Origin of the sequence: Leucobacter sp. L43 (assembly GCF_016597785.1) — a bacterium.
Lineage (GTDB): Bacteria > Actinomycetota > Actinomycetes > Actinomycetales > Microbacteriaceae > Leucobacter > Leucobacter alluvii.
The window spans coordinates 269946-291916 of sequence record NZ_JAENJG010000001.1; the positions used below are offsets into that span (position 1 = coordinate 269946).

The 21971-nt window shown below is 67.1% G+C and carries 19 protein-coding genes and 1 other RNA gene; 9 read left to right on the forward strand and 11 right to left on the reverse strand.

The genetic code is table 11. The annotated features are described in order from the left end of the window. Positions 1-40: 40 nt before the first annotated feature. Complete coding sequence (locus tag JE033_RS01265) at positions 41-973, reverse strand: PAC2 family protein (protein WP_090148803.1); 933 nt, start codon at positions 971-973, stop codon at positions 41-43. Positions 974-1136: 163 nt separating this feature from the next. Here JE033_RS01265 and lpdA point away from each other — a divergent pair, with 163 nt between their 5' ends. Both lpdA and sucB read left to right on the forward strand, forming a co-directional pair. Beyond that, positions 1137-2510, forward strand: coding sequence for a dihydrolipoyl dehydrogenase (gene lpdA / locus JE033_RS01270; protein WP_200328920.1), 1374 nt, complete (start codon positions 1137-1139; stop codon positions 2508-2510). A 40-nt stretch (positions 2511-2550) separates the two neighbouring features. Further along, on the forward strand, positions 2551-4407 hold the full coding sequence (gene sucB, locus JE033_RS01275; RefSeq protein WP_200328922.1) for a 2-oxoglutarate dehydrogenase, E2 component, dihydrolipoamide succinyltransferase: 1857 nt from the start codon (positions 2551-2553) through the stop codon (positions 4405-4407). Here the strand turns inward: sucB and JE033_RS01280 are convergent. Beyond that, the gene (locus JE033_RS01280; RefSeq protein WP_200328924.1) at positions 4404-4928 is read right to left on the reverse strand and encodes a hypothetical protein; all 525 of its coding nucleotides are present in this window, start codon (positions 4926-4928) and stop codon (positions 4404-4406) included. The genes sucB and JE033_RS01280 overlap by 4 nt on opposite strands. Positions 4929-5145: 217 nt before the next feature. Between JE033_RS01280 and JE033_RS01285 the strand changes: the two genes are divergently transcribed. From JE033_RS01285 to glnA (JE033_RS01295), 3 genes are all read left to right on the forward strand, one after another. After that, complete coding sequence (locus tag JE033_RS01285) at positions 5146-5835, forward strand: DUF4191 domain-containing protein (protein ID WP_090148789.1); 690 nt, start codon at positions 5146-5148, stop codon at positions 5833-5835. A gap of 3 nt (positions 5836-5838) precedes the next feature. Next, positions 5839-6267 (forward strand): RDD family protein, encoded by a 429-nt coding sequence (locus JE033_RS01290; protein ID WP_200328926.1) that lies wholly within the window; start codon positions 5839-5841, stop codon positions 6265-6267. A 155-nt stretch (positions 6268-6422) separates the two neighbouring features. After that, a complete protein-coding gene (gene glnA, locus JE033_RS01295; RefSeq protein ID WP_090148784.1) occupies positions 6423-7847 on the forward strand; it encodes a type I glutamate--ammonia ligase in 1425 nt (474 codons plus the stop codon). A 347-nt stretch (positions 7848-8194) separates the two neighbouring features. Here the strand turns inward: glnA (JE033_RS01295) and JE033_RS01300 are convergent, their stop codons facing one another. The 3 genes from JE033_RS01300 to JE033_RS01310 form a co-directional block, all read right to left on the reverse strand. Then, positions 8195-11260: a bifunctional [glutamine synthetase] adenylyltransferase/[glutamine synthetase]-adenylyl-L-tyrosine phosphorylase gene (locus JE033_RS01300; protein WP_200328929.1), complete on the reverse strand. Its 3066-nt coding sequence runs from the start codon at positions 11258-11260 to the stop codon at positions 8195-8197. A gap of 18 nt (positions 11261-11278) precedes the next feature. After that, a complete protein-coding gene (gene glnA / locus JE033_RS01305; protein ID WP_090148778.1) occupies positions 11279-12616 on the reverse strand; it encodes a type I glutamate--ammonia ligase in 1338 nt (445 codons plus the stop codon). 114 nt (positions 12617-12730) lie between these two features. Then, positions 12731-12934, reverse strand: coding sequence for a methionine aminopeptidase (locus JE033_RS01310; protein ID WP_200328931.1), 204 nt, complete (start codon positions 12932-12934; stop codon positions 12731-12733). An 80-nt stretch (positions 12935-13014) separates the two neighbouring features. Here JE033_RS01310 and map point away from each other — a divergent pair, with 80 nt between their 5' ends. Continuing rightward, on the forward strand, positions 13015-13884 hold the full coding sequence (gene map, locus JE033_RS01315) for a type I methionyl aminopeptidase (protein WP_200328933.1): 870 nt from the start codon (positions 13015-13017) through the stop codon (positions 13882-13884). Between the two features lie 48 nt (positions 13885-13932). Here the strand turns inward: map and rnpB are convergent. The 6 genes from rnpB to JE033_RS01345 form a co-directional block, all read right to left on the reverse strand. After that, positions 13933-14316, reverse strand: an RNA gene (gene rnpB / locus JE033_RS01320) — RNase P RNA component class A. Positions 14317-14344: 28 nt separating this feature from the next. Beyond that, positions 14345-15073: a zinc ribbon domain-containing protein gene (locus JE033_RS01325; RefSeq protein WP_200328935.1), complete on the reverse strand. Its 729-nt coding sequence runs from the start codon at positions 15071-15073 to the stop codon at positions 14345-14347. A 36-nt stretch (positions 15074-15109) separates the two neighbouring features. After that, positions 15110-15955, reverse strand: coding sequence for a Nif3-like dinuclear metal center hexameric protein (locus tag JE033_RS01330; protein ID WP_200328937.1), 846 nt, complete (start codon positions 15953-15955; stop codon positions 15110-15112). A 4-nt stretch (positions 15956-15959) separates the two neighbouring features. Then, positions 15960-16625, reverse strand: coding sequence for a methionine ABC transporter permease (locus tag JE033_RS01335; protein ID WP_090148763.1), 666 nt, complete (start codon positions 16623-16625; stop codon positions 15960-15962). Further along, positions 16625-17653: a methionine ABC transporter ATP-binding protein gene (locus tag JE033_RS01340; protein ID WP_283242013.1), complete on the reverse strand. Its 1029-nt coding sequence runs from the start codon at positions 17651-17653 to the stop codon at positions 16625-16627. Before JE033_RS01340 ends, JE033_RS01335 begins: the two co-directional genes overlap by 1 nt. A gap of 81 nt (positions 17654-17734) precedes the next feature. Then, positions 17735-18652 (reverse strand): MetQ/NlpA family ABC transporter substrate-binding protein, encoded by a 918-nt coding sequence (locus JE033_RS01345; RefSeq protein ID WP_090148757.1) that lies wholly within the window; start codon positions 18650-18652, stop codon positions 17735-17737. Between the two features lie 226 nt (positions 18653-18878). On the opposite strand from JE033_RS01345, the gene JE033_RS01350 reads away from it, so the two are divergent. The 3 genes from JE033_RS01350 to JE033_RS01360 are packed head-to-tail and all read left to right on the forward strand — an operon-like array spanning position 18879 to position 21894. Beyond that, positions 18879-20318 carry a glyceraldehyde-3-phosphate dehydrogenase gene (locus JE033_RS01350; RefSeq protein WP_200328939.1) on the forward strand — a complete coding sequence of 480 codons (1440 nt, stop codon included), beginning with the start codon at positions 18879-18881 and terminating at the stop codon, positions 20316-20318. A gap of 51 nt (positions 20319-20369) precedes the next feature. Continuing rightward, positions 20370-21215 (forward strand): universal stress protein, encoded by an 846-nt coding sequence (locus JE033_RS01355; RefSeq protein ID WP_090148752.1) that lies wholly within the window; start codon positions 20370-20372, stop codon positions 21213-21215. 31 nt (positions 21216-21246) lie between these two features. Continuing rightward, positions 21247-21894 carry an MBL fold metallo-hydrolase gene (locus JE033_RS01360; protein ID WP_200328941.1) on the forward strand — a complete coding sequence of 216 codons (648 nt, stop codon included), beginning with the start codon at positions 21247-21249 and terminating at the stop codon, positions 21892-21894. Positions 21895-21971: the final 77 nt, after the last annotated feature.

The following is a 21971-nucleotide window of genomic DNA, read 5'->3' on the forward strand; positions in this document are numbered from 1 at the left end:
TGTCACGCGCGTCGCAAAGTGATATTCACCCGCATTCACATCACTTCACGGGCGCGTCGTCGTCCCCGCCACGGCGCCGATGCTCGGCGAGATAGCGTTCGAGCTCACTCGCCAGCTGATCGGCAGTCGGGATCGAGCCGTCCTCCGAGACCAGAGGCGAGCGCGGGCTCTGATCCTCCATGTACGCGTCGTAGCGCTGCTCGAGCGTGCGCACCATCTCCGTCGACTCGTCGTTCTCAGCGATCTGGGTGTCCACCTGCGCGTTGAACTGACGGGCGAGGCGCCGCACGTCATCCGTGGGAAGTATCAGACCGGTCGCCGCCATGATGCCGTCGAGCGCGGCGAAGAGCGCGTCGGGGTACTCAGTATTGGCGAGGTAATGCGGGATGAGGAGGGCGAAGCCCGCCACCTCCTCCCCGAGGCTGTGCAACCGGTACTCGAGCACGTGGGACGCCGAAGCGGAGAGCTTCGTCGTGGGCTTCCACACGGAGCGCGCCTCGATGAGGTCGTCTCGCGACCCGCTCACCGTCGTCGAGATCGGCCGGGTGTGGGGCACCGGCATCGGGATCGCGTGCGACCACACCGTGATGGACACCTCGAACTCGTGCACGAGCAGCAGCACGGTGTCGATGAACTGCTCCCACCTGAAGTCGGGCTCGTACCCGCTGAGCAGCAGGAAGGGTGCGCCGAGTTCGTCGTGCAGCAGGGAGAGCGTCAGCTCTTCGGGAGCGTAATCGACGAAGTGATCCTCGTCGAAGGTGATGACGGGCCGCCGAGCGCGGTAGTCGAGCAGCAGGTCGGCGTTGAATCGCACCAGTTCCTCAGGCCCGCAGTGCTCCCAGAGGTACTCCTCGAGTTGCGCGATGGCGCCGCCGGCGTCCGTGAGGCCCTGCATCGCAACGACGAGCGGGAGCCCGCGAGGAACCCGAGCGCGGCGCTCGGCGTAGTCAGCGGAAAAGATCGATTCGGTCACTGTTCCATCCTACGAACGCCGCGCGCTCTGCCGGCGGTTTCGGTCACGCCCACAGCGAAACGACCCGCATGGCACCACGCACTCACAGGTGTAGTCTGGACAAGGCGCGCCCGGCATCTCATGGGCGCCCTTCACATTGCGAGCTTTCCGAGGGAGACCCCACTTGGCCGATCAGCAGTTTGACATCGTAGTACTCGGCGGCGGCAGCGCCGGCTATGCGGCGGCGATCCGCGCGACGCAGCTGGGATACAGCGCCGCGGTCATCGAGAAAGACAAACTCGGCGGCACCTGCCTGCACCGCGGTTGCGTGCCGACGAAGGCACTCTTGCACTCGGCAGAGATCGCGGATGCGGCCCGCGATGGCGAGGCGTACGGAGTCAAATCGAGCGTCGCCGGCATCGACATCGAGGGCGTCACGCGTTTCCGCGAGAAGCTCGTCGCCAGCAAGTACAAGGGCCTGCAGGGCCTGCTCAAGGCCAACAAGATCACCGTCATCGAGGGCGAAGGCAGGCTCGTCGCCGCCGATGCGGTGCAGGTCGGCTCGGATCGCATCGTCGGGAAGCACATCGTGCTGGCGACCGGCTCCTTCTCGCGATCGCTCCCCGGTCTCGACATCGAAGGCCGCGTCATCACCAGCGAGCAGGCGCTCGAGCTGCACGAGATTCCGAAGCGCGTAGCGATCCTCGGCGGTGGCGTGATCGGCGTCGAGTTCGCGAGCGTCTGGAAGTCGTTCGGCGCCGAGGTGACCATCATCGAGGGTCTGCCCCACCTCGTCCCGAACGAGGAAGAGTCGATCTCGAAGCAGCTGGAGCGCGCCTTCCGCAAACGCGGCATCGACTTCAAGCTCGGCGTGCGGTTCAAGTCGGTCTCGCAGGACGCCGACAGCGTGACGATCACGCTCGAAGACGGTGCGACGATCGATGCCGACTACCTTCTCGTCGCCGTGGGTCGAGGCCCGGTCACGCAGGGCCTCGGTTTCGAGGAGGTCGGAGTCGAGATGGATCGCGGTTTCGTGCTCGCCAACGAGCGGCTGGAGACCAACGTTCCCGGCGTGTACGCGATCGGTGACATCGTGCCGGGCCTGCAGCTCGCGCATCGCAGCTACCAGCAGGGCGTCTTCGTCGCCGAGCAGATCGCGGGGCTCAACCCCGTGACTGTGCTGGATGCGAACGTCCCGAAGATCACCTACTGCGATCCCGAGGTTGCGTCGGTCGGGCTCACCGAGGCCAAGGCGAAAGAGCAGTACGGGGAGGATCAGGTCACGACCTACGAGTACAACCTCGCCGGCAACGCGAAGAGCTCGATCCTCGGCACCGCCGGAAGCGTCAAGGCCGTGCGGGTCAACGACGGGCCAGTCGTGGGCGTCCACATGATCGGCGCTCGCGTCGGTGAACTCGTCGGAGAAGCGCAGCTCATCGTGAACTGGGAGGCCTACCCGGAAGACGTGGCGCCGTTCGTCCACGCACACCCGACGCAGAACGAGACCATCGGCGAGACGATGCTGAAGCTCGCCGGCAAGCCGCTGCACGCAATCTGAGCGCGGCGAGAAGATTGATCAACGAACGGAGAAATGCACGATGAGTGAATCGGTGGTCCTCCCCGCACTGGGCGAGAGTGTGACCGAAGGGACGGTGACACGCTGGCTCAAGAACGTCGGCGACTCCGTCGAGGTCGATGAGCCCTTGCTCGAGGTCTCGACCGACAAGGTCGACACCGAGATCCCCTCGCCTGTTGCCGGCGTCGTCGAAGAGATCCTGGTGCAGGAGGACGAGACCGCTGAGGTCGGTGCCGTGCTTGCGAAGATCGGCGACGGCAACGGCTCGGCGGAGGCGTCACCCGCAGAAGAGCCTGCAGCGCCCCAGGAAGCGGAGCAGTCTCCTCAGCCCGCTGCTGAAACGGCTCCCGCGTCGGAGTCCGCTTCGGAGCCGGTGTCTGCGCCCGCATCCGAAGCAGCGGGATCCGAATCGCCGTCCGGCGACTCGCAGAGCATCGTGCTTCCGTCACTCGGTGAGAGCATCACCGAGGGCACCGTCACGCGCTGGTTGAAGAGCGTGGGCGACTCCGTCGAGGTCGATGAGCCCTTGCTCGAAGTGTCGACCGACAAGGTGGACACCGAGGTTCCTTCTCCCATCGCCGGCGTGCTGCAGGAGATTCTCGTGCAGGAGGACGAAACGGTCGAGGTCGGCGGAGAACTCGCTCGTGTGGGAAGCGGCGCAGCCGCTCCTGCCGCGGAGACCGCCCCCGCAGATGAGCAGGCTGCGGACGATTCCGCTGCGGAACCGGCTGAAGAACCGAAGCCGGCTGCCGAATCGGCATCCAGCGCTGAGGCTCAGACCAGCGCACCGTCGGAGTCGGCACCTTCCGAGGCGTCGCCTCCGGAGGCGGCTTCCGCGCCGGCTGAGACGCAGGGCACCGCCGGCTACGAGAAGCCGGCTCCGGCTGATGAGCAGACCGGCGCAGCCACCGAGGCCCCGGCAGCACCGGCACCAGCAGCGGGAACCGCGTCAGGTTCGGCCGATTCGAACGCGGGGTACGTCACCCCGATCGTGCGCAAGCTCGCTCACGAGCGCGGCGTGGATCTGTCCTCGCTCAGCGGTTCGGGCGTCGGAGGCCGCATCCGCAAGGAGGACGTGCTGGCTGCCGCTGACAGCGCATCGTCCGCTCAGCCTGCCGCTGCAGCTGAGCCCGCGAGTGCAGCGCCTGCTCCCCAGGTCTCGGAGCTTCGCGGCACCTCGCAGAAGATGAGTCGCCTGCGCAAGGTCATCGCCGAACGCGCCGTCGCGTCGCTGCAGGGCACCGCCCAGTTGACGACGGTCGTCGAGGTGGATGTCACCCGCATCGCGAAGCTTCGCCAGGCGAAGAAGGACGAGTTCCTGGAGAAGACGGGCTCGAAGCTGTCCTTCCTGCCGTTCTTCGCTCTCGCGGCGGCGGAAGCACTGCAGACGTACCCGATCATCAACGCGACGGTCGATGGTGATTCCATCACCTACCCGTCGACGGAGAACATCAGCATCGCCGTCGACACCGAGCGCGGACTGCTCACCCCGGTGCTGCGCGATGCCGGCTCGAAGAATCTCAGTGAGATCTCGGGCGAGATCGCTGACCTCGCGGCGCGCACCCGAGACAACAAGCTGACCCCGGATGAACTCAGCGGTGGCACCTTCACGCTGACGAACACGGGATCGCGCGGCGCGCTCTTCGACACGCCGCTCGTCTTCCTCCCGCAGGTAGCCATCATGGGTACCGGTGCGGTCGTCAAGAAGCCCGTGGTCGTCTCCGGACCGGAGGGCGACTCGATCGCGATCCGCTCGACCGTGTACCTGGCCCTCTCGTACGATCACCGCATCGTCGACGGCGCAGACGCGGCGCGCTTCCTCACGCAGGTGCGCGAGCGCCTGGAGGGCGGCCAGTTCGAGGCGAACCTCGGCATCTAACCGTGCCGCCCCTGAGGGGTCGCGTCCGTCATTCCTGATGGTCGCGGCCCCTCCTTGGTGTGGCGGGGGCGCTCCTCGGCCGCCACGGGCTCGGTCACGCGGTTGTCAGCGGGCATCGCTCCCGCGGGCCCCGGTCCTTCCACGGCCGGTCGTTTCACGGCCGGCGTGATGCGGCGCTCCACCGCTTCGCCGAGTAACTCGCGCGCGGTGTCGAGTCGCCAGTCCGCCCCGCGGGAGGCGAGGTCGATGATGGCTTCGTTCACCGCGTCGAGCAGCAGCTTCGCCGCGCCGACGGTGTCAGCTCGTTCGATCATGCACGCGAGCTCGTGTCGCGGAACGCCGATTGCAGCGCACCCAGCGTCGTGGCCTCGCGCGCGGTGTCGGGCTTCGGCGCCGTCGGGCACCCCGCACCGGCCGACCGCCCGCCGACTGAGCCCCGCCTCGCTCCACTCGAGCAGCTCCCCCGCGAGTCGAGCGGCGGCGCCCGCTCGGCGATGCGCCTCCTCCGGTTTCGTGCGCACTGATGCACCCTCCTCTCCGCCCCGCCGAGCGAGGTTCGGCTCGTCGCGCGACGTCTTCGCATCAGTGTTCCGGCCCTGAGTGTGCCCGTTCGGTTGTGCGCTCCATTCTGTGAATAGACGTGCCGCCCGCCGCTTCGGGGTCCACTGTGAGCGAACGCGCGCCCTCAATGTCCGAGCCGGGTCATTCCTCACCTCCGCGACGCGATATCCTGGATGCATGGCAGCAGAAAAGGCGAAGCGCAGCGGACGTATTCGGCAGATGTTCGAGATCTACCGCACCACCAAGGTGCACGATACGAACCTGCCGTGGATCCTGCTCCTGTGCTTCGTGGCGCCGATTCTGGTGTCCGTACTGCTCGCCTGGCTGCTGCCCGGCAGCTGGTTCGCGTGGATCCTGTGGCCGGTCACCGGCATCCTCGTCGGCATCCTCCTCGTGATGATCGTGCTCGGCCGTCGCGCGGAGCGCACTGCGTACGACCAGATCGAGGGGCGACCCGGCGCGGTCGGCGCAGTCGTGCAGAGCGCCCTGCGCCGTTCATGGCGCGGGTCCGAGACCCCGATTGCGATCAACCGCAATCAGGACGCCGTGTACCGCGTGGTCGGCCGCGGAGGGGTCGTCCTGATCTCCGAGGGCTCGCGCCAGCGCACGCAGCGCATGGCAGCCGATGAGGAGCGGAAGGTCAAGCGGGCGCTCCGCAATGTGGAGGTCGTCCACCTGTATGTGGGTCCCGACGGCGACGGCATCCCGCTCTCGAAGCTCTCCCGCACGCTCGTCAAGCTGAAGCCGGTCATGAGCCGCAACGAGGTCGGGGCGGTCTACACGCGTCTGTCGTCACTGCAGAGCTCGCCGGTCGGCATTCCCAAGGGCATGGACCCGAACCGCGTTCGCTCGCAGCGCCCGCGCTGATACATGCCGTCCTCAGCTCCCCAGCGTTTCGGCGAACTCGAGCCGAGCCAGTGGCCCGGCGAACGGCTCGGGCTCCCAGACGAGGGACCAAGATCGGTGGCGCGGGTGGGTCGGCGCGTCGTGGCGATCCTCATCGACTGGGGCCTCGCAGCGCTTCCCGCCTACCTGCTCATCGGCGGCACCCACCCGGAACTGTGGAATGTGCTCGTGTTCGCCATCCTGCAGATCGTCTTCATCCCGACGATCGGCGGGTCGCTCGGCCATCGCATCGTGGGGCTTCGCGTTGTACCGCTCACCGGCGGGTGGGTCGGGCCGTGGAGGCCGATCGTCCGAACGGTGCTCCTGTGCCTCGTCGTCCCGGTGCTCGTCTGGGACTCGGATCAGCGTGCGTTCCACGACAAGATCGCCGGAACCGTGCTGATCCGGGCCTGACACACCCGTATCGCGAGGCGTCGTGCATCGGGTCCGCGTAACCTCCGTGAAACACACGACTCATGGTTTTGAAATCAAGGTCCCCTAAGGTGGAGACACACGATCGGCGCGGTGAAGATCCGATATCCGCGGCCGGAACGAACCCGAGGAGCAGAATGTTCACCACCCCGCAGGAAGTCATCGACTTCATCAAGGACACCGATGTGAAGTTCGTCGACATCCGTTTCACCGACCTGCCAGGGGTGCAGCAGCACTTCAACATCCCGGCTGCGACGGTTGACGAGGACTTCTTCGAAATCGGCCAGATGTTCGACGGCTCCTCGATCCGCGGGTTCGCGGGCATCGCTGAATCCGACATGCAGCTCATCCCCGACGTCTCGACCGCGTACCTCGACCAGTTCCGCGCAGAGCGCACGCTGATCGTCATCTGCGACATCTTCAACCCGCGTACCGGCGAGATCTATTCGAAGGATCCCCGTCAGGTCGCGAAGAAGGCGGAGCAGTACCTCGCGTCCACCGGCGTCGCGGACACGGCGTTCTTCGCCCCTGAGGCCGAGTTCTACATCCTCGATTCGGTCCGGTACGAGACGACTCCTCGCCGCACGATGTACGAGATCGACTCGGAAGAGGCGAGCTGGAACTCCGCGCGCGAGATCGAGGGCGGCAACCTCGGCAACACGACGCACGAGAAGGGCGGCTACTTCCCCGTCTCCCCCGTCGACAAGCAGGCGGATCTGCGCGACGACATCTCGCTGCGACTCATCGAAGCAGGCCTGAAGCTCGAGCGTTCCCACCACGAGGTCGGCGCTCCCGGCCAGGCCGAGATCAACTACCGCTTCGACACGCTCGTCAAGGCTGCGGATGACGTGCTCAAGTTCAAGTACGTGGTGAAGAATACCGCTGAGCTGTGGGGCAAGACCGCGACCTTCATGCCGAAGCCGGTCTTCGGCGACAATGGCTCGGGCATGCACACGCACATGTCGCTGTGGAAGGGCGGCGAGCCCCTCTTCTACGACGAGAACGGCTACGCCCAGCTCTCCGATATCGCGCGCTGGTACATCGGCGGGATCCTCCATCACGCCCCTGCGCTGCTCGCGTTCACGAACCCGACGATCAACAGCTACCGTCGCCTGGTCAAGGGCTACGAAGCCCCCGTGAACCTCGCGTACTCTGCCGGCAACCGTTCAGCAGCGGTGCGCATCCCGCTCACCGGGTCGAACCCGAAGGCCAAGCGCATCGAGTTCCGGGCGCCCGATGCCTCGGGCAACCCGTACCTCGCCTTCGCCGCGCAGATGATGGCCGGGCTCGACGGGATTCGCAACCGCATCGAGCCGATGGACCCCATCGACAAGGATCTCTACGAGCTGCCCCCGGAGGAGGCCAAGAACATTCCTCAGGTGCCGGGCTCGCTGGAAGAGGCGCTCGCCGCGCTCGAGGCGGACCACCAGTTCCTGCTCGAAGGTGACGTGTTCACCGAGGAGCTCGTCGAGACCTGGATCTCGTTCAAGCGCGATGCTGAGATCGCCCCGATGGCGCTGCGGCCGCATCCCTTCGAGTTCGAGCTCTACTACGGCGTGTAACGCTCGCGAGGCGCTCGTACGGCGGCCCCGCTCCTGATCATAGGAGCGGGGCCGCCGTGTGCGTTGCGGAGGTGTCGTGGGCGCAGAAGCGCCCCGGCTCGCGTGCGGCGATTCGGGGCGCGATGGAGCGGCGCGACGGCTGTGTCGCACCGGTTCGAAGGGACTAGGACTCGAGTTCGTCCTCGAACTCGGCGCCGTCTTCAGCGAGCAGCGCCTCGAGGAACCTTTGCAAATACTGCATAACGATCAGGTTACGCTTCCGGTGAGGTTTGCGCGAGCGTTTTCGGTGAACGGTGTCCGAATTCCGTCTGGCTTGTCGTCGTTCGGCGCTGTCGAGCGACGTCCGATCATGTCACGGTGAACCGAGGAGCATCCTCGTATCCGAAGAACTCCCGTTCGAAGACGGCGCGCGCCCGGCGAGACACTGCGAACCACCGTTCCTCGAGTTCAGACGTGTGCGTCCGGGACATGCCGAGTACGCCCGCGATCCCCGCCAGGTCGTTCCAACCCGTGGGCAGTGAATTCGAAGAGCGGCCGGTCCACAGCTTCAGTGCCGTGCGCACCCGGCTCGCGAAGCGCCAAGAATCGAGCAGGTGTTCGATGTCGTCTTCCCGCAGGAGGCCGACCTCGCCCGCCGCCTGGAGGGCCGCGACCGTCGACACCGTGCGCAGCGCAGGGTGCTCTGCGCCCGAACGCAATTGGAGAAGCTGCACCAGCCACTCGACATCGCTGATGCCGCCCGGACCGAGCTTCAGATGCCGCTTGGGATCGGCGCCGCGCGGGAGACGCTCCGCCTCGACGCGCGCTTTGATGCGGCGCACCTCGCGCACCTGTTCTTCGGCGAAGTGCTGAGGGTATCTGATCTCATCGGCGAGCGACACGAAGTCGGCGCCCAGGCGCGCGTCGCCTGCTACCGGTCGTGCGCGCAGGAGCGCCTGCGCCTCCCAGGTGACCGACCAGCGAGCGTAGTAGGCGCGATACGCGTCGAGGCTCCTGACCAGGGGTCCGTTCTTGCCCTCGGGTCGAAGATCGAAATCGAGATCCACCGGGAATCGAGGATCGGCGACCGCTCGCCGCAGCTCGGAGATCAGCCTGGTGGCTTCCCGGGAGGCGCGGTCGCTCGCAACGTCCGGTGGTGCACGGAACACGGCGATGAGGTCGATGTCAGACGCGAAGCCCAGCTCCCGCCCTCCGTACCGGCCCATGCCGATCAGCGCCAGCTCGATCGCGGGCGGCGCCTCACCGCCCGATTCCGAGTTCGCCGGAGCTCTGCCGTACGAGGCTGTGCCGCCGCGCACCGAGAGCAGCAGGGCGTCGAGGAGGGCCGTGTGCGCCGCGTCGAGACCGGCGGCGACCGCGACATCGTCGATCACCCCGACGATGCGCCCCATCGCGAGTCGCAGCACCTCTCGGCGATGCACTGCTCGAAGCGCGACCGCGGCGGAATCGATGCCAGCTCGGCGCGAGGCGATGGCCCGCATCTCGTCGAAGAGCGTCTGCAACTGCATGGGTTGCAAAGATTCGTCACGCTCGAGCCACGCGACGGCCTCGGGGATGGATTCGAGGAGCTCGGCGGCGTACCTGGAGTTCGAGAGCACTCGGGTGAGGCGCTCAGCGGCCTCGGTGCCGTCGCGAAGCAGTCGCAGATACCAGGGGGTCTCACGATTCGCCTCGCTCACCCGGCGGAACGCGAGCAGTCCGAAATCCGGGTCGGTTCCGTCGGAGAGCCACTGGAGCAGCACCGGCATCAGGTTTCGTTGGATCATCGCTCGCCGGGACGTACCCCGCGTGAGCGCCGCCATGTGGCGCATAGCGCCATCGGGATCCCGGAAGCCCACGCTCGCGAGGCGCGCCCGCGCGGCGTCGCTGCCGAGCACGAGCTCCTCCTCCGGGAGGGACGCTACGGCGCTGAGCAGCGGCGCGTAGAAGATCTTGAGGTGCAGTTGGCGCACCTCTCGCTTTCTCGCCGACCACCGGGAATGGAGCTCAGCGGCCGACGGCGCCAGGCCGGTCGCGCGAGCCAGCACTCGGAGTTCGTGATCCTCGGTCGGCATCAGCGCCGTGCGGCGCAGGTCGCGCAACTGCAGACGGTGTTCGAGCACGCGAAGGAAACAGTAGTCGGACGCGAGGCAGTCGCCGTCGCTGCGCGCGATGTACCCGCCGTCCACGAGTGCTCGCAGTGCCGGCAGCGTGCCGGCGACGTGCAGGCTCTCGTCGTACTGGCCGTGGACGAGCTGCAGGAGCTGCACGCTGAACTCGATGTCGCGAAGGCCGCCGGGTCCGAGTTTGAGCTGCACGTCGAGTTCTTCATCGGCGATGTGCTCGGTGACGCGTTCGCGCATGCGCTGCACGGATCCGACGAAGTCCTCCCGCGACGACGACGTCCACACCAGCGGGCGCGTGTCTGCGACGAAGGCTGCGGCGATCTCCAGGTCGCCCGCCAGGGGGCGCGCCTTGAGCAGCGCCTGAAACTCCCACGCCTTCGCCCACCGATCGTAGTAGCTGCGCATCGAGCCGAGAGTTCGCACGAGCGGCCCGTGCCGGCCCTCGGGCCGCAGGTTCGCGTCGAGCTGCCACAACGGCGGTTCGATCGCCGGATCATGGATGCCTCGCATCACCTCGCTCGCAAGACGCGTACCGAGACGGATGAGGGCGTCGCCGTCGAGGGCATGGGCATTGCTGCTCTCGACGACGAAGATGACGTCGACATCTGAGACGACATTCAGCTCGCCGGCGCCGCACTTTCCCATCGCGATGATTCCGAGCTGCAGGGCATCCAGTCGTTCCGGGGAAACGGCCGGGCCAGATGCACCCGCTGCGAGCGTCGCTCTCGCGACGTGCAGCGAGGCATCGATCGCAGCTGCTGCGAGGCCGGAGAGGGACTCGGCTACCGCCTCGAATACGCGCTCCGCCCGCCCGTCACGCCCGGCGTAGAGATCGAAGAGCATGAGCTGCGCGAGCAGCTCGCGGTAGCGCGTGCGCAGCGCGATCCACCCCGCCTCTGCGACGAGCGGCTCTGCGGTGTCGTCATCCGACACCGCCCGCAGCAGTTCCTCACGCGCGTCATCCGCCGAGATGACCGCTCCGCCCTCGTGCAAGATCTCAGGAAGCCGGGCCGGATGCCGCGTGAAGAAATCCCCCAGTGCGGGCGACGCGCCCACCAGTACGCAGAGCCGTGCGAAGTCGTCGAAGTCGATGGCCGCGAGCACGTCGCGGTGCTGTTCCGAGAGCTGCCGCACGCGATGGAGCGCCGCGTCGGGATCGGCCGCGGCTGCGAGCCCGGAGAGCAGCGGAGCGATCGGTTGCGCCAATCGCTCTGCCAGTTCCGTCAGTGCGTCCCGTGCGTCAGCCAGATCCTGGAATCCGGCGCGGGCGATCTCCGACAGAGTGACGGTGAAATGCTCGCGTGCCATTCGTCCAGCGTAGACCGATCAGATGGTGTCGAGCATCGATGAGAGCTCGTACGGCGTGACCTGACTGTGGTACTCAGTCACCTCGCGGCGCTTGTCTCGGATGAAGTAGGCGAACACCTGCTCCCCCAGCGTCTCCGCGACCAGCTCCGAGCGCTCCATCACTGCGAGGGCGTGGTCCAGGCTGGCCGGCAAGGGATCGAAGCCCATGGCGCGGCGTTCCCCGTCGCTCAGCGCCCAGACGTTGTTCTCGGCCTCCGGCGGAAGTTCGTACTCTTCACGAATACCCTTCAGGCCGGCGGCGAGCAGCATCGAGAACCCGAGGTACGGGTTCACAGCGCTGTCCATGCCGCGGTACTCGACGCGCGCCGCGTCGCCCTTGCCCGGCTTGTACATCGGCACGCGCACGAGCGCCGACCGGTTGTTGTGGCCCCAGCTGACGAACGACGGCGCCTCGTCTCCGCCCCAGAGCCGCTTGTACGAGTTGATGTACTGATTCGTCACGGCGGTGATCTCGGGCGCGTGCCGCAGGAGGCCGGCGATGAAGCGGCGCCCCGTCTGCGAGATCTGGTATCTGGCGCCTGGATCGTAGAAGGCATTCGTGTCGCCCTCGAGCAGCGAGAGGTGCGTGTGCATGCCCGACCCGGGTTGCCCGGCGAGCGGCTTCGGCATGAACGTCGCATGCACTCCCTGCGCGATCGCGACCTCTTTGACGACCGTGCGGAAGGTCATGATGTTGTCGGCCGTGGTCAGCGCGTCGGCGTACCGCAGGTCGATCTCGTTCTGCCCCGGGCCGGCCTCGTGGTGGCTGAACTCAACGGAGATCCCGAGTTCCTCAAGCATGTTCACGCTCTCGCGGCGGAAGTCGTGCGCCGTGCCGCCGGGAACGTTGTCGAAATAGCCGGCACGATCCACCGGTACCGGACCGCGGGCGTCGAACTCCTTCGACTTCAGCAGGTAGAACTCGATCTCGGGATGCGTGTAGAAGCTGAACCCCTGCTCCGCGGCGGTCGCGAGCGTGCGCTTGAGCACGTTCCGCGGATCCGCGACGGCCGGTTCGCCGTTCGGGGTGCTGATGTCGCAGAACATGCGGGCAGTCGGAGACGTCTGGCTGCGCCACGGCAGCAGCTGGAAGGTCGACGGATCGGGCACCGCGAGCAGGTCCGACTCGTACGCGCGCGTCAGTCCCTCGATCGCAGAGCCATCGAAACCGATCCCTTCACTGAACGCTCCCTCGACCTCGGCGGGCGCGAGCGCGACCGACTTGAGCGTTCCCGAAACATCACTGAACCAGAGTCGAACGAACCTGACACCGCGCTCCTCGATGGTGCGCAGAACAAAATCGCGCTGCTTGCTCACGCCTACTCCGTTCGTCGTTGCTGTCTGCGGGCACGTCGCACGCGAAATACGCGCTCCGCCTCCGCCGATGGCCACAGACTATCCCCTGACCGTGACAATCGTGTTACGGCGTGATCAGTCCTCGGCGGCTTCCTCTTCGCGCCATTTGCGAGCTCGCTCGGCGACGATTTCCTCAGCACGTGCGGCCTCCTCGCGCGTCGCGAACGGGCCGATGCGATCGACCGAGAGCGACTGCGGCCCGTCCTCGACCTGACCCGTGCGGGTATTGAACCAGAACGTGTCGGCGGGGTCGTCGATTCCCCACTCCTGCTTGCTCATGTCGGCCTCCACTCGGCGCTCGCGCGCACTTGATGACGTCTGCGTTCGGCTCCGCCTCCCGCACTTCCTAGACTAGAGGCATGCCCTTCGACGCACACGGACACCTGATCCCCGGTTCCCGACCGGCGCCCCGCGCCGTTCCGAGTGCGATCACCCGACCGCCGTACGTCGGCCTCGCTGCTCCGCCCGCGTATGAGGGCGACAACACCTACACGAGCGACGAGGTGGACCGCATCCGAGCCGCGGGTCGCATCGCGGCAGGAGCGCTCGATGCGGTTGCGGAGGCGGTCGCGCCCGGTGCGACCACCGCAGCGCTCGATCGCGTCGCGCACGAGTACGTGACGGCTCACGGCGCTTACCCGTCGACTCTCGGGTACCGCGGGTATCCCGCGTCGTCCTGCACGTCTGTCAACGAGGTGATCTGCCACGGCATCCCGGATGACACGGTCCTGCGAGACGGCGATCTCGTGAACGTCGACGTCACCGCGTTTCTCGACGGCTTCCACGGCGACACCAATCGCACCTTCCGCGTCGGCCGAGTGTCGGAGGAGGTCGACCTGCTCGTCGAGCGCACGCACGAGGCGATGATGCGCGGCATTCGCGCCGCGAAGCCCGGACGCGCGGTGAACGTCATCGGCCGCGTGATCGAGACGTACGCCAAGCGCTTCGGTTACGGAGTCGTCCGTGATTTCACCGGGCACGGTGTCGGCTCGGCCTTTCACACCGGACTCATCGTCCCGCACTACGACTCGGCCCCCGCCTATGGCGACATCATCAAGCCGGGCATGGTGTTCACGGTGGAACCCATGCTCACGCTGGGAACTCACGAGTGGGAGCAGTGGGACGACGGCTGGACGGTGGTGACCCGGGATCGGAGTGTGACCGCGCAGTTCGAGCACACGGTGCTCATCCGAGAGGACGGTTTCGAACTGCTCACCGTGTCCGACTGAAGCCGGAGAGACGGGAGCCTCGGACGACGCACCCGTGTGATGTGCAGTGGAATGGGCCGGATCATACGCCGGGTTCTGTTCCGGCCGGCGAACCGGCCGGTGACGATCATCTCTCTCGGAGTACCGTTGCCAGCACTCTCTAGCGGCCTACCCGAGGACTCGGCGGGGCGCGTCATCATCCTCTGTCTGGCCTTGCTCCGAACGAGGTTTACCTGGCCGCCCGTGTCACCACGAACGCCGGTGGTCTCTTACACCACCCTTTCACCCTTACCGAGCGCGGCGAACCACGCCAGGCGGTCTACTCTCTGTTGCACTTTCTCGCGGGTTGCCCCGGGTGGGCGTTACCCACCGTTCTCCCCTGAGGAGCCCGGACGTTCCTCGGCGGTCCCGCTGCCGAGGCGGCGGAACCGACGCGATCGTCTCACCGACCCATTCCAGACATCAGCTTACTCGACGCGCCCTACTCCTCGTCGACGCGCACGAGAATCGCACCCGTGCCGGGGCAGAAGACGATCTCGTCGGGAGCTGCGGCACGGATTCCGCTCAGCTCGGCGGGGGCGAGCGCCATATTGCTGGCCTCTGAGACATTTCCGCGAAGACGCGCCGCGCCGATCCCGACGCGCTTGCGCAGTTCCTCGTACAGGCCGAGCACGTCGCGCTGCAGTTCGGCCGCGACGCCGGCGCGCTCCTCAGCGTTCGACGCCAACTCGCGATCGATCCGCTGCTCCGCCTCCGAGATACGGGCTTCGATATCGGCGCGTCGCGCGTCGACTCCTGCGAAGAGCTCCTCGGCCAGCGAGAACGCCTGCAGTGCGCGTTCCTGCGCCTCCATGAGTTCGAGTTCGCGATCCTCGAGCTCCGACTGCCGGCGGGTCAGCGTCTCCAGTTCGGCTTGGAGCGCCTGCGCCTCCTTGCTCGAGGTGCTCGCCGCGAGCAGCTGCTCGTCACGGTCGCGTCGCTGCTGCACGAGCGCGACGTCGGCCTCGATGCGCTCCAGGTCAGCATTCTGCGTATCGAGCTCGCGCTGCGCCGCCATGTACTTCGCTCTCGCGTCGGAGGCGTCGCCGCTCAACCCGATGAGTTCAGCCCGCTCGGGCAACGTCGCGCGCTTCCGCCGCAGACGGGCGAGCGTGTTGTCGAGGTCTTGGAGATCGAGCAGGAGTCGCTGCTGCCGCGGGCTGGCCTTCATGGGTGCCAGCCTACCGGCCCCGCCGGGTTCCGGCTCTCACGCCTGGCGGGCGCCGACGGAGAACGTCCACGGGTCGGTGCAGATGCCGCTCACGCGGAACTCGACACCGGGCAGTCGCTCGGCGAGGCGGTCGGCCGCTCCGTCCAACCACAGCGATTCGCTCGCCCAGTGCGCGACGTCGACGAGAGCCGGCCCGCCGGAGACAGCACCCGTTTCGACGGCTTCCTGCGCCGGGTGGTGCCGGAGATCGGAGGTGAGGTAGACATCCGCTCCGCGGACAGCTGCGTGATCGAGCAGGCTGTCCCCCGCTCCGCCGAGGAGCGCGACGCGCCGCACGGAGCGATCAGGATCTCCCGAGACCCGCACCCCCGAGACCGTGGCCGGCAGCGCAGCTGCGACACGATTTGCGAACGCCCGCAACGATTCAGGCGACTCGAGCTCGCCGATCCGCCCGATGCCGATCGACGGGTCCGACGCGTGCGGCACGATCGGCGAGCTTCCCATGAGACCGAGCCGCTCGGCGATGACGTCGGAGACGCCGCCGGCCGGCTGATCGGCGTTCGTGTGCGCGGCCAGCATTGCGCAGCCTCCGCGGATCAGCCGCGCGATCAGCGCCCCCTTCGCCGTGTCCTCGGCCAGGGAGTGCACCCCGCGGAGCAGCAGCGGGTGGTGCGTGAGCAGGGCGTCGGCACCCCATTCGATCGCTTCCGTCACGGTGGCGTCGACCGCATCCACCGCGAGGAGCACTCGGCGCAGCGGTGCGGCGTCTGCGCCGGAGACGAGACCGACGCGGTCCCACCCCTCAGCGATCTCCCCCGGCCACAGCTCCTCCGCGACCGCTCGCAGATCGGCGAGCTCGAACGATCGTTGCGTCTGGGACATGCGGTTACCTCCTCAGCAGCTTCCGCGCGATGACATTGCCGAGCAGCTGCACGATCTGCACGATGATGATGATGAGCAGCACGGCGGCCCAGGTCACCCATGGGTTGAACTGCCGGTACCCGTACTGCAGCGCGAGGTTTCCGAGCCCGCCGCCCCCGATCACGCCGGCCATCGCGGTCATATCGACGACGGCGATGAAGGCGAAGGTGTAGCCGAGCACGACGGGGCCGAGGCCCTCGGGAATCAGCACGGTCAGTATCGTTCGCCACGGGCCGGCTCCCATGGCGCGCGATGCTTCGATGACGCCCGGAGGCACGGTCAGCAGATTCTGCTCGACGAGTCGGGCGATGCCGAAGGTCGCGGCGAAGGTCAGCACGAAGATGAGCGCGCGATCACCGATGCCGGTTCCGACGACGACGCGGGCGAGCGGCTGGATTGCGGCGATCAAGATGACGAATGGAATCGGTCGGAAGAAGTTGACGAGGAAGTTCAGCACCACGTAGACGCCGCGGCTCTGCAGCACCCCGCCCTGACGCGTCACCGTCAGCAGCACGCCCAGCACGAGCCCGAGCACGCCGCCCAGGCCCATGGCGATGACCACATACGTCAGCGTCTGAATCGTCGCTTCGAGGAACTTGCCGTTGGAGAGCAGTTCGATGAGATTGTCCATTACGCCAGCACCTCCAGAGCCGTCTCCTGCGCGAGCGCCGCGATCGCGTGCTCGACCTTCAGATCGTCGCCGATGAGTTCGAGGGTGAGCTTGCCGAAGCTCCGCCCGCCCACATCGGTGATGCCGCCGTGCACGATGCTCACCCCGACGCCGCGTTCGGCGAGAGTGCGGAACACGACGGGCTGATCGACATCGCCATCTCGGAACGTGAGCGCGATGAGCCTGCCGCGATGCCGTTCTCGCAACTCGTCGAGCCGTTCGGCCCGCGGCTCGGTCGGCAGCGCCGTCGCGACGAACCGCTTCGTGGTCTGCGACTGCGGGTCGGAGAACACGTCGAAGACGTCGCCCTGCTCCACCGCGCTGCCGCTGTCCATGACGGTGACGCGGTCGGCGATCTCCCGCACGACCTCCATCTCGTGCGTGATCAGAATGATGGTGATGCCGAACTCGGCGTTCACCCGTTTGAGCAGCGCGAGCACCTCCCGCGATGTCTGGGGGTCCAGGGCGCTCGTGGCCTCGTCGGCGAGCAGCACGCCCGGATTGGTCGCGAGGGCGCGGGCGATGCCGACGCGCTGCTTCTGGCCGCCGGAGAGCTGGTCGGTGAACGCGCCGCTCTTCTCTGACAGGCCGACGAACTCGAGCAGTTCCGCGACTCTGCGCTTCCGCTCCGCAGCCGGCACGCCGGCCACCACCAGCGGATACTCGACGTTCTTCGCGACGCGCTTCGAATGGAACAGATTGAACTGCTGGAAGATCATGCCGATGCGGCCGCGCACCTCGCGCAGTTTCGACTCGCGAAGCGAGGTGATCTCGTCGTCGCCGACGAGGATCCGCCCGTCGCTCGCGTGCTCCAGCCCGTTCACCAGGCGCAGCAGCGTGCTCTTACCCGCACCGGAGTACCCGATGATGGCGTGGATCTCGCCGGAGGCGACGTCGATCGTCACATCGTCGACGGCGACGACGGGCGCGGCGTTGGCGCCCCGCCCCGGGTAGCGCTTGGACACGCCGATCATCTGGACGCGGGTCATTGCGTCTCCTTTCGGGTCTCATAGCAACGGGGCGCTCGGAAAACCGAACGCCCCGATCCTATGCGGAAACAGCGAGCCGATTCAGCCCTTGCTCTCGGCGATCTGCGCCTCTGCGTCGTCCTGGATCTCCTGCAGCTCAGCAGCCGGGGTGTCGAGCAGGATCGCGGAGTCGCCCGAGTTCTCAGCGACGCCGGCCTGCACCTCTTCGTTGGTCTGGTAGATCTCGATCAGCTTCTTGAACGTCTCGTTGTCGGCGTCGTCGGCGCGCGCAGCGAAGATGTTGATGAAGTACTTCGCTCCCTCGTCGCTCGGATCGTCCTGGTAGAGGGCCTCGGAGAACTCGAGGCCGGCGTCGGTGACGAAGTCGTTGTTCACGACCGCGGCATCGACATCGGCGAGCGACGTCGCCGTGAAGGATGCATCCATCTCCGTGACCTCGACCTTGGACTTCGCCGCGTCCACGTCGTCGGGCGTCGAGAAGAGTGTGCCGCCATCGGAGAGCTCGATGAGCTCGGCCGACTGCAGCACGTTCAACGCACGGGCGCGGTTGCTCGGATCCGACGGGACTGCGACGGTGCCGCCTTCCGGAATGTCCTCGAGCGCATCGTGCTTCGTCGAGAACACCGCGAGGGGGTAGATCGCGGTCGCGCCGACGGATACGAGGTCGTCGTCGTTCGACACGTTGTAGTCGGCGAGGTACTGGATGTGCTGGAACTGATTCAGATCGAGTTCGCCTTCGGCCAGCGCCGGGTTGGGCTGGTTGTAGTCGGTGAAGTCGATCAGCTCGACGGTGATGCCCTCGTCGGCGGCGGCATCCGTGAAGGTCTGCCAGTACGGATCGCTTGCGCCGACGACGCCGATCTTGACCGTCTCGGAGCCTTCGCCGGAGTCGGCAGCATCGTCGGACGCGCCGGTCGAGCACCCGGCGAGAACGGTGGCGGCGGCGAGAGCGCACGCCGTGAGCGAGGCGGCGAGAGTGCCGCGCTTCGTGAACGTCATAGTGTTCCTCAATGTAGGGATTGGGGATGCGGGCCGTCAGCCCGCGGGGTCGCATCCCAGGATGTGCGACGGACGCCGGGCTCCGAAATCCGCCTGTCACACAGCGTCATGCGCGCGCCGGGCGCGTTCGCCGCACGCCCGTGGGATACTGGAGGCGAGACGTCGAACGTCTCCGGCGGGCAGGCCGATCCCTCGTGTACTCCTCAGGAAGGAACCCTCCGTTCACATGAACCAGCGTGCTGACGATCACCTCGAAGCGTGGAAGGCGAAGCAGGAGCTCGCAGAGCGCATGATCCCGCTCATCGGCCAGCTGTACCGGGACCACGACGTCGTCATGTCCGTGCACGGTCGCAGCCTCGTCGGCCGATCGCCCATCGACATCATCCGGGCCCACAGCTTCGCCCGGAAGATCGATGACGTCGAACTGCCGCTCTTCGAGACTTCGGCCATCGTGACGGCTCTGGCGCGCATTCAGCCCGGTCCCGCCTCCGTCGACCTCGCGCTCCTCGCCAAGGCGTTCCGGGATTCGGGCAGCGACGATCTCGACGCGTATCTGCGCGAGACCCTGCCCGCCGCGGATGCCGCTGCAGGCGGGAGCGGCACCGACGTCGTTCTCTACGGTTTCGGCCGGATCGGCCGCTTGCTCGCCCGCATCATCATCGAGCACACGGGCAGCGGCAACGGCCTGAATCTTCGGGCGATCGTCGTGCGCCGCGGCGCCGAGAACGACCTCGAGAAGCGCGCGAACCTGCTGAAGCGCGACTCGGTCCACGGCCCCTTCAACGGCACCATCAAGGTGCTCGAAGACGAGAACGTCATCCTGGCGAACGGCGTGCGGATCCAGGTGATCTACTCGGACGACCCGGCGAGCGTCGACTACGGCCAGTACGGCATCGAGAACGCGATCCTCGTCGACAACACGGGCCGCTGGCGCGACGCCGACGGACTCGCGCAGCACCTGGAGAACCCCGGCATCGCGCGCGTGCTGCTCACCGCACCGGGCAAGGGCGAGCTGCTGAACGTGGTCTACGGCGTCAATCACGGAGCCATCAGCGATGACCAGCGGATCCTCAGCGCCGCTTCGTGCACGACGAACGCGATCACCCCCGTGCTCAAGGTGCTCAACGACCGCTTCGGCGTCACGCGGGGGCACGTGGAGACCGTGCACTCGTACACGAACGACCAGAACCTCACCGACAACTTCCACAAGGGCGCTCGACGTGGTCGCTCGGCAGCCCTCAACATGGTGCTGGCCGAGACCGGTGCTGCGAAAGCCGTCGCGAAGGCGCTCCCCGAGTTCGCCGGCAAGCTGACCGGCAACGCGATCCGAGTGCCGACGCCCGACGTGTCGATGGCTGTGCTCAACCTGCAGCTCGAGCGGGAGACCAGCCGTGAAGAGATCAACTCCGCCCTGGAAGAGGTCTCGCTGACCGGAGCGCTGCGCACGCAGATCGATTACGTCGAGTCGGACGAGATCGTCTCGACCGATTTCGTCGGCTCCAACCGCGCCGGCATCGTCGATGGCCTCGCGACCATCGCGACTGGAGACAGCGCGGTCGTCTACGTCTGGTACGACAACGAGTACGGCTACAGCTGCCAGGTCGTGCGCATCATCGAGCACCTCGCGGGTGGCCACCCGGTCCACCTTCCGGTACTCGAGAGCTGAGTCGCTCGCGGCCCTGCTCACTCGAACATCAACGGAGAGAAAGGACAGATCATGTCTGAGAAGTACCTCATCGGAGTCGATGGATCCGAGCAGAGCAGGGTCGCGCTCGCCTGGGGCCTCGCGCGAGCCACGGAGCGCGGCGCCGCCGTGGAGCTCATACATGTGGCGGACGACTCGTTCCTGTCCGAGAGCGTCGCGTTTCTATCGGAAGCGCAGCAGGCCTCTGAGCAGATGCTGCAGGCCGAGACGGTCTACGCCCGCGAGCTCGGCTTCACCGGCACCATCACGGGAACCGCCGTCGTCGGGCACCCGATCGCCGAGATCGAGGCGGCGTCGAAGCGGGCAGACCTGGTGGTGCTCGGCGCGCACCAGGGCGGGCGCTTCTCGGGTTCGTTCTTCGGCACGCGCGCGGTGAAGGTGGCTGCTACCGCCCACTGCCCTGTCGCCGTCATCCCCCAGACCGAGACGCGACCGAACGCGCCCGTGGTGGTCGGCGTCGACGGGTCGGAGGCCTCCAAGCGGGCGATCGCTTTCGCGTCCGAGCAGGCGTCCCTGCGAGAGGTTCCGCTCGTCGCCGTGTACGCGTGGATGCCCCCGCTCACCCCGGGACTCGAGTACCTCTGGAGCGAAGAGCTGGTCGAAGCTCAGCGCGCCGCGGCGGAGGAGGCGATCGCCATCGGTGTCGCCGGCATCGCACATCGATACCCGGATCTCGAGGTGCGCCGCGAGATCATCCAGTCCTCGCCGGTCGCAGCCCTGGTGCAGGCAGCCGAGCACGCGGAGCTGCTCGTGGTCGGAAGCCGCGGCCGCGGCGGGATTTCACGACTGCTGCTGGGCTCGGTGAGCCACGGCGTGCTCCAGGCGCTGCCGTGCCCGGTCGTCATCACCCGTGGATAGCGCACCGTCTCAGGAACAGGAGCCAGCACCGATGAACGAAGTACGGGTCGAGTGCGTGACGACTCAGGGCACGATCCTCGTCGATCGCGGCGGTGCTGAGCCGGAGGCGTTTCCCATCGAGAACAACGTATGGATCGTCGGGGACGACGAACAGGTCGTCATCATCGACGCGAGCCATGACGCCGGCGCGATCGCCGAAGCTGTCGGCGATCGCGAGACCCTCGGCATCCTCCTCACGCATGGTCACAATGATCACGTCAATGCTGCGGTCGAACTCGCCGAGCGCCTCGACGCCCTGATCCACCTGCATCCGGATGACCTGTTCCTCTGGAGCGAGACGCACGGCGACCGGCTTCCCGACATCGAGCTCGCCCACGCCGCTTCGTTCATGGTCTCGGGTGTGGAGCTGACGACGCTCCACACCCCGGGTCACACGCCCGGCTCCGTCTGCTTCGCCGCGCCCTCGCTCGAGACGGTCTTCTCCGGGGACACGCTCTTCCAGGGCGGTCCCGGCGCGACCCGGTGGGAGTACTCGAGCTTTCCCGAGATCATCGATTCGATCCGCACACGGTTGTTCCCGCTCCCCGGCGAGACATCCGTGCGGCCCGGCCATGGAGCAGGGACCACGATCGCATCGGAGCAGCCCGCCCTCGAGAACTGGCTGGCGCGCGGCTGGTGAGATCCACCCGGTAGTCTTGCTGGGTCGCCGTGACGCGGCAGTTCTTCGGCGTCGCGCACGTCGCTCCGCACACTTCC

Bases quoted from the DNA above. Each gene is read 5' to 3' on its own strand.
- sucB (WP_200328922.1), top strand. From the start codon at position 2,551: ATGAGTGAATCGGTGGTCCTCCCCGCACTGGGCGAGAGTGTGACCGAA.
- JE033_RS01285 (WP_090148789.1), top strand. From the start codon at position 5,146: ATGGCAGCAGAAAAGGCGAAGCGCAGCGGACGTATTCGGCAGATGTTC.
- JE033_RS01290 (WP_200328926.1), top strand. From the start codon at position 5,839: ATGCCGTCCTCAGCTCCCCAGCGTTTCGGCGAACTCGAGCCGAGCCAG.
- glnA (WP_090148784.1), top strand. From the start codon at position 6,423: ATGTTCACCACCCCGCAGGAAGTCATCGACTTCATCAAGGACACCGAT.
- JE033_RS01300 (WP_200328929.1), bottom strand. From the start codon at position 11,260: ATGGCACGCGAGCATTTCACCGTCACTCTGTCGGAGATCGCCCGCGCC.
- JE033_RS01310 (WP_200328931.1), bottom strand. From the start codon at position 12,934: ATGAGCAAGCAGGAGTGGGGAATCGACGACCCCGCCGACACGTTCTGG.
- map (WP_200328933.1), top strand. From the start codon at position 13,015: ATGCCCTTCGACGCACACGGACACCTGATCCCCGGTTCCCGACCGGCG.
- JE033_RS01325 (WP_200328935.1), bottom strand. From the start codon at position 15,073: ATGAAGGCCAGCCCGCGGCAGCAGCGACTCCTGCTCGATCTCCAAGAC.
- JE033_RS01330 (WP_200328937.1), bottom strand. From the start codon at position 15,955: ATGTCCCAGACGCAACGATCGTTCGAGCTCGCCGATCTGCGAGCGGTC.
- JE033_RS01335 (WP_090148763.1), bottom strand. From the start codon at position 16,625: ATGGACAATCTCATCGAACTGCTCTCCAACGGCAAGTTCCTCGAAGCG.
- JE033_RS01340 (WP_283242013.1), bottom strand. From the start codon at position 17,653: ATGACCCGCGTCCAGATGATCGGCGTGTCCAAGCGCTACCCGGGGCGG.
- JE033_RS01345 (WP_090148757.1), bottom strand. From the start codon at position 18,652: ATGACGTTCACGAAGCGCGGCACTCTCGCCGCCTCGCTCACGGCGTGC.
- JE033_RS01350 (WP_200328939.1), top strand. From the start codon at position 18,879: ATGAACCAGCGTGCTGACGATCACCTCGAAGCGTGGAAGGCGAAGCAG.
- JE033_RS01355 (WP_090148752.1), top strand. From the start codon at position 20,370: ATGTCTGAGAAGTACCTCATCGGAGTCGATGGATCCGAGCAGAGCAGG.
- JE033_RS01360 (WP_200328941.1), top strand. From the start codon at position 21,247: ATGAACGAAGTACGGGTCGAGTGCGTGACGACTCAGGGCACGATCCTC.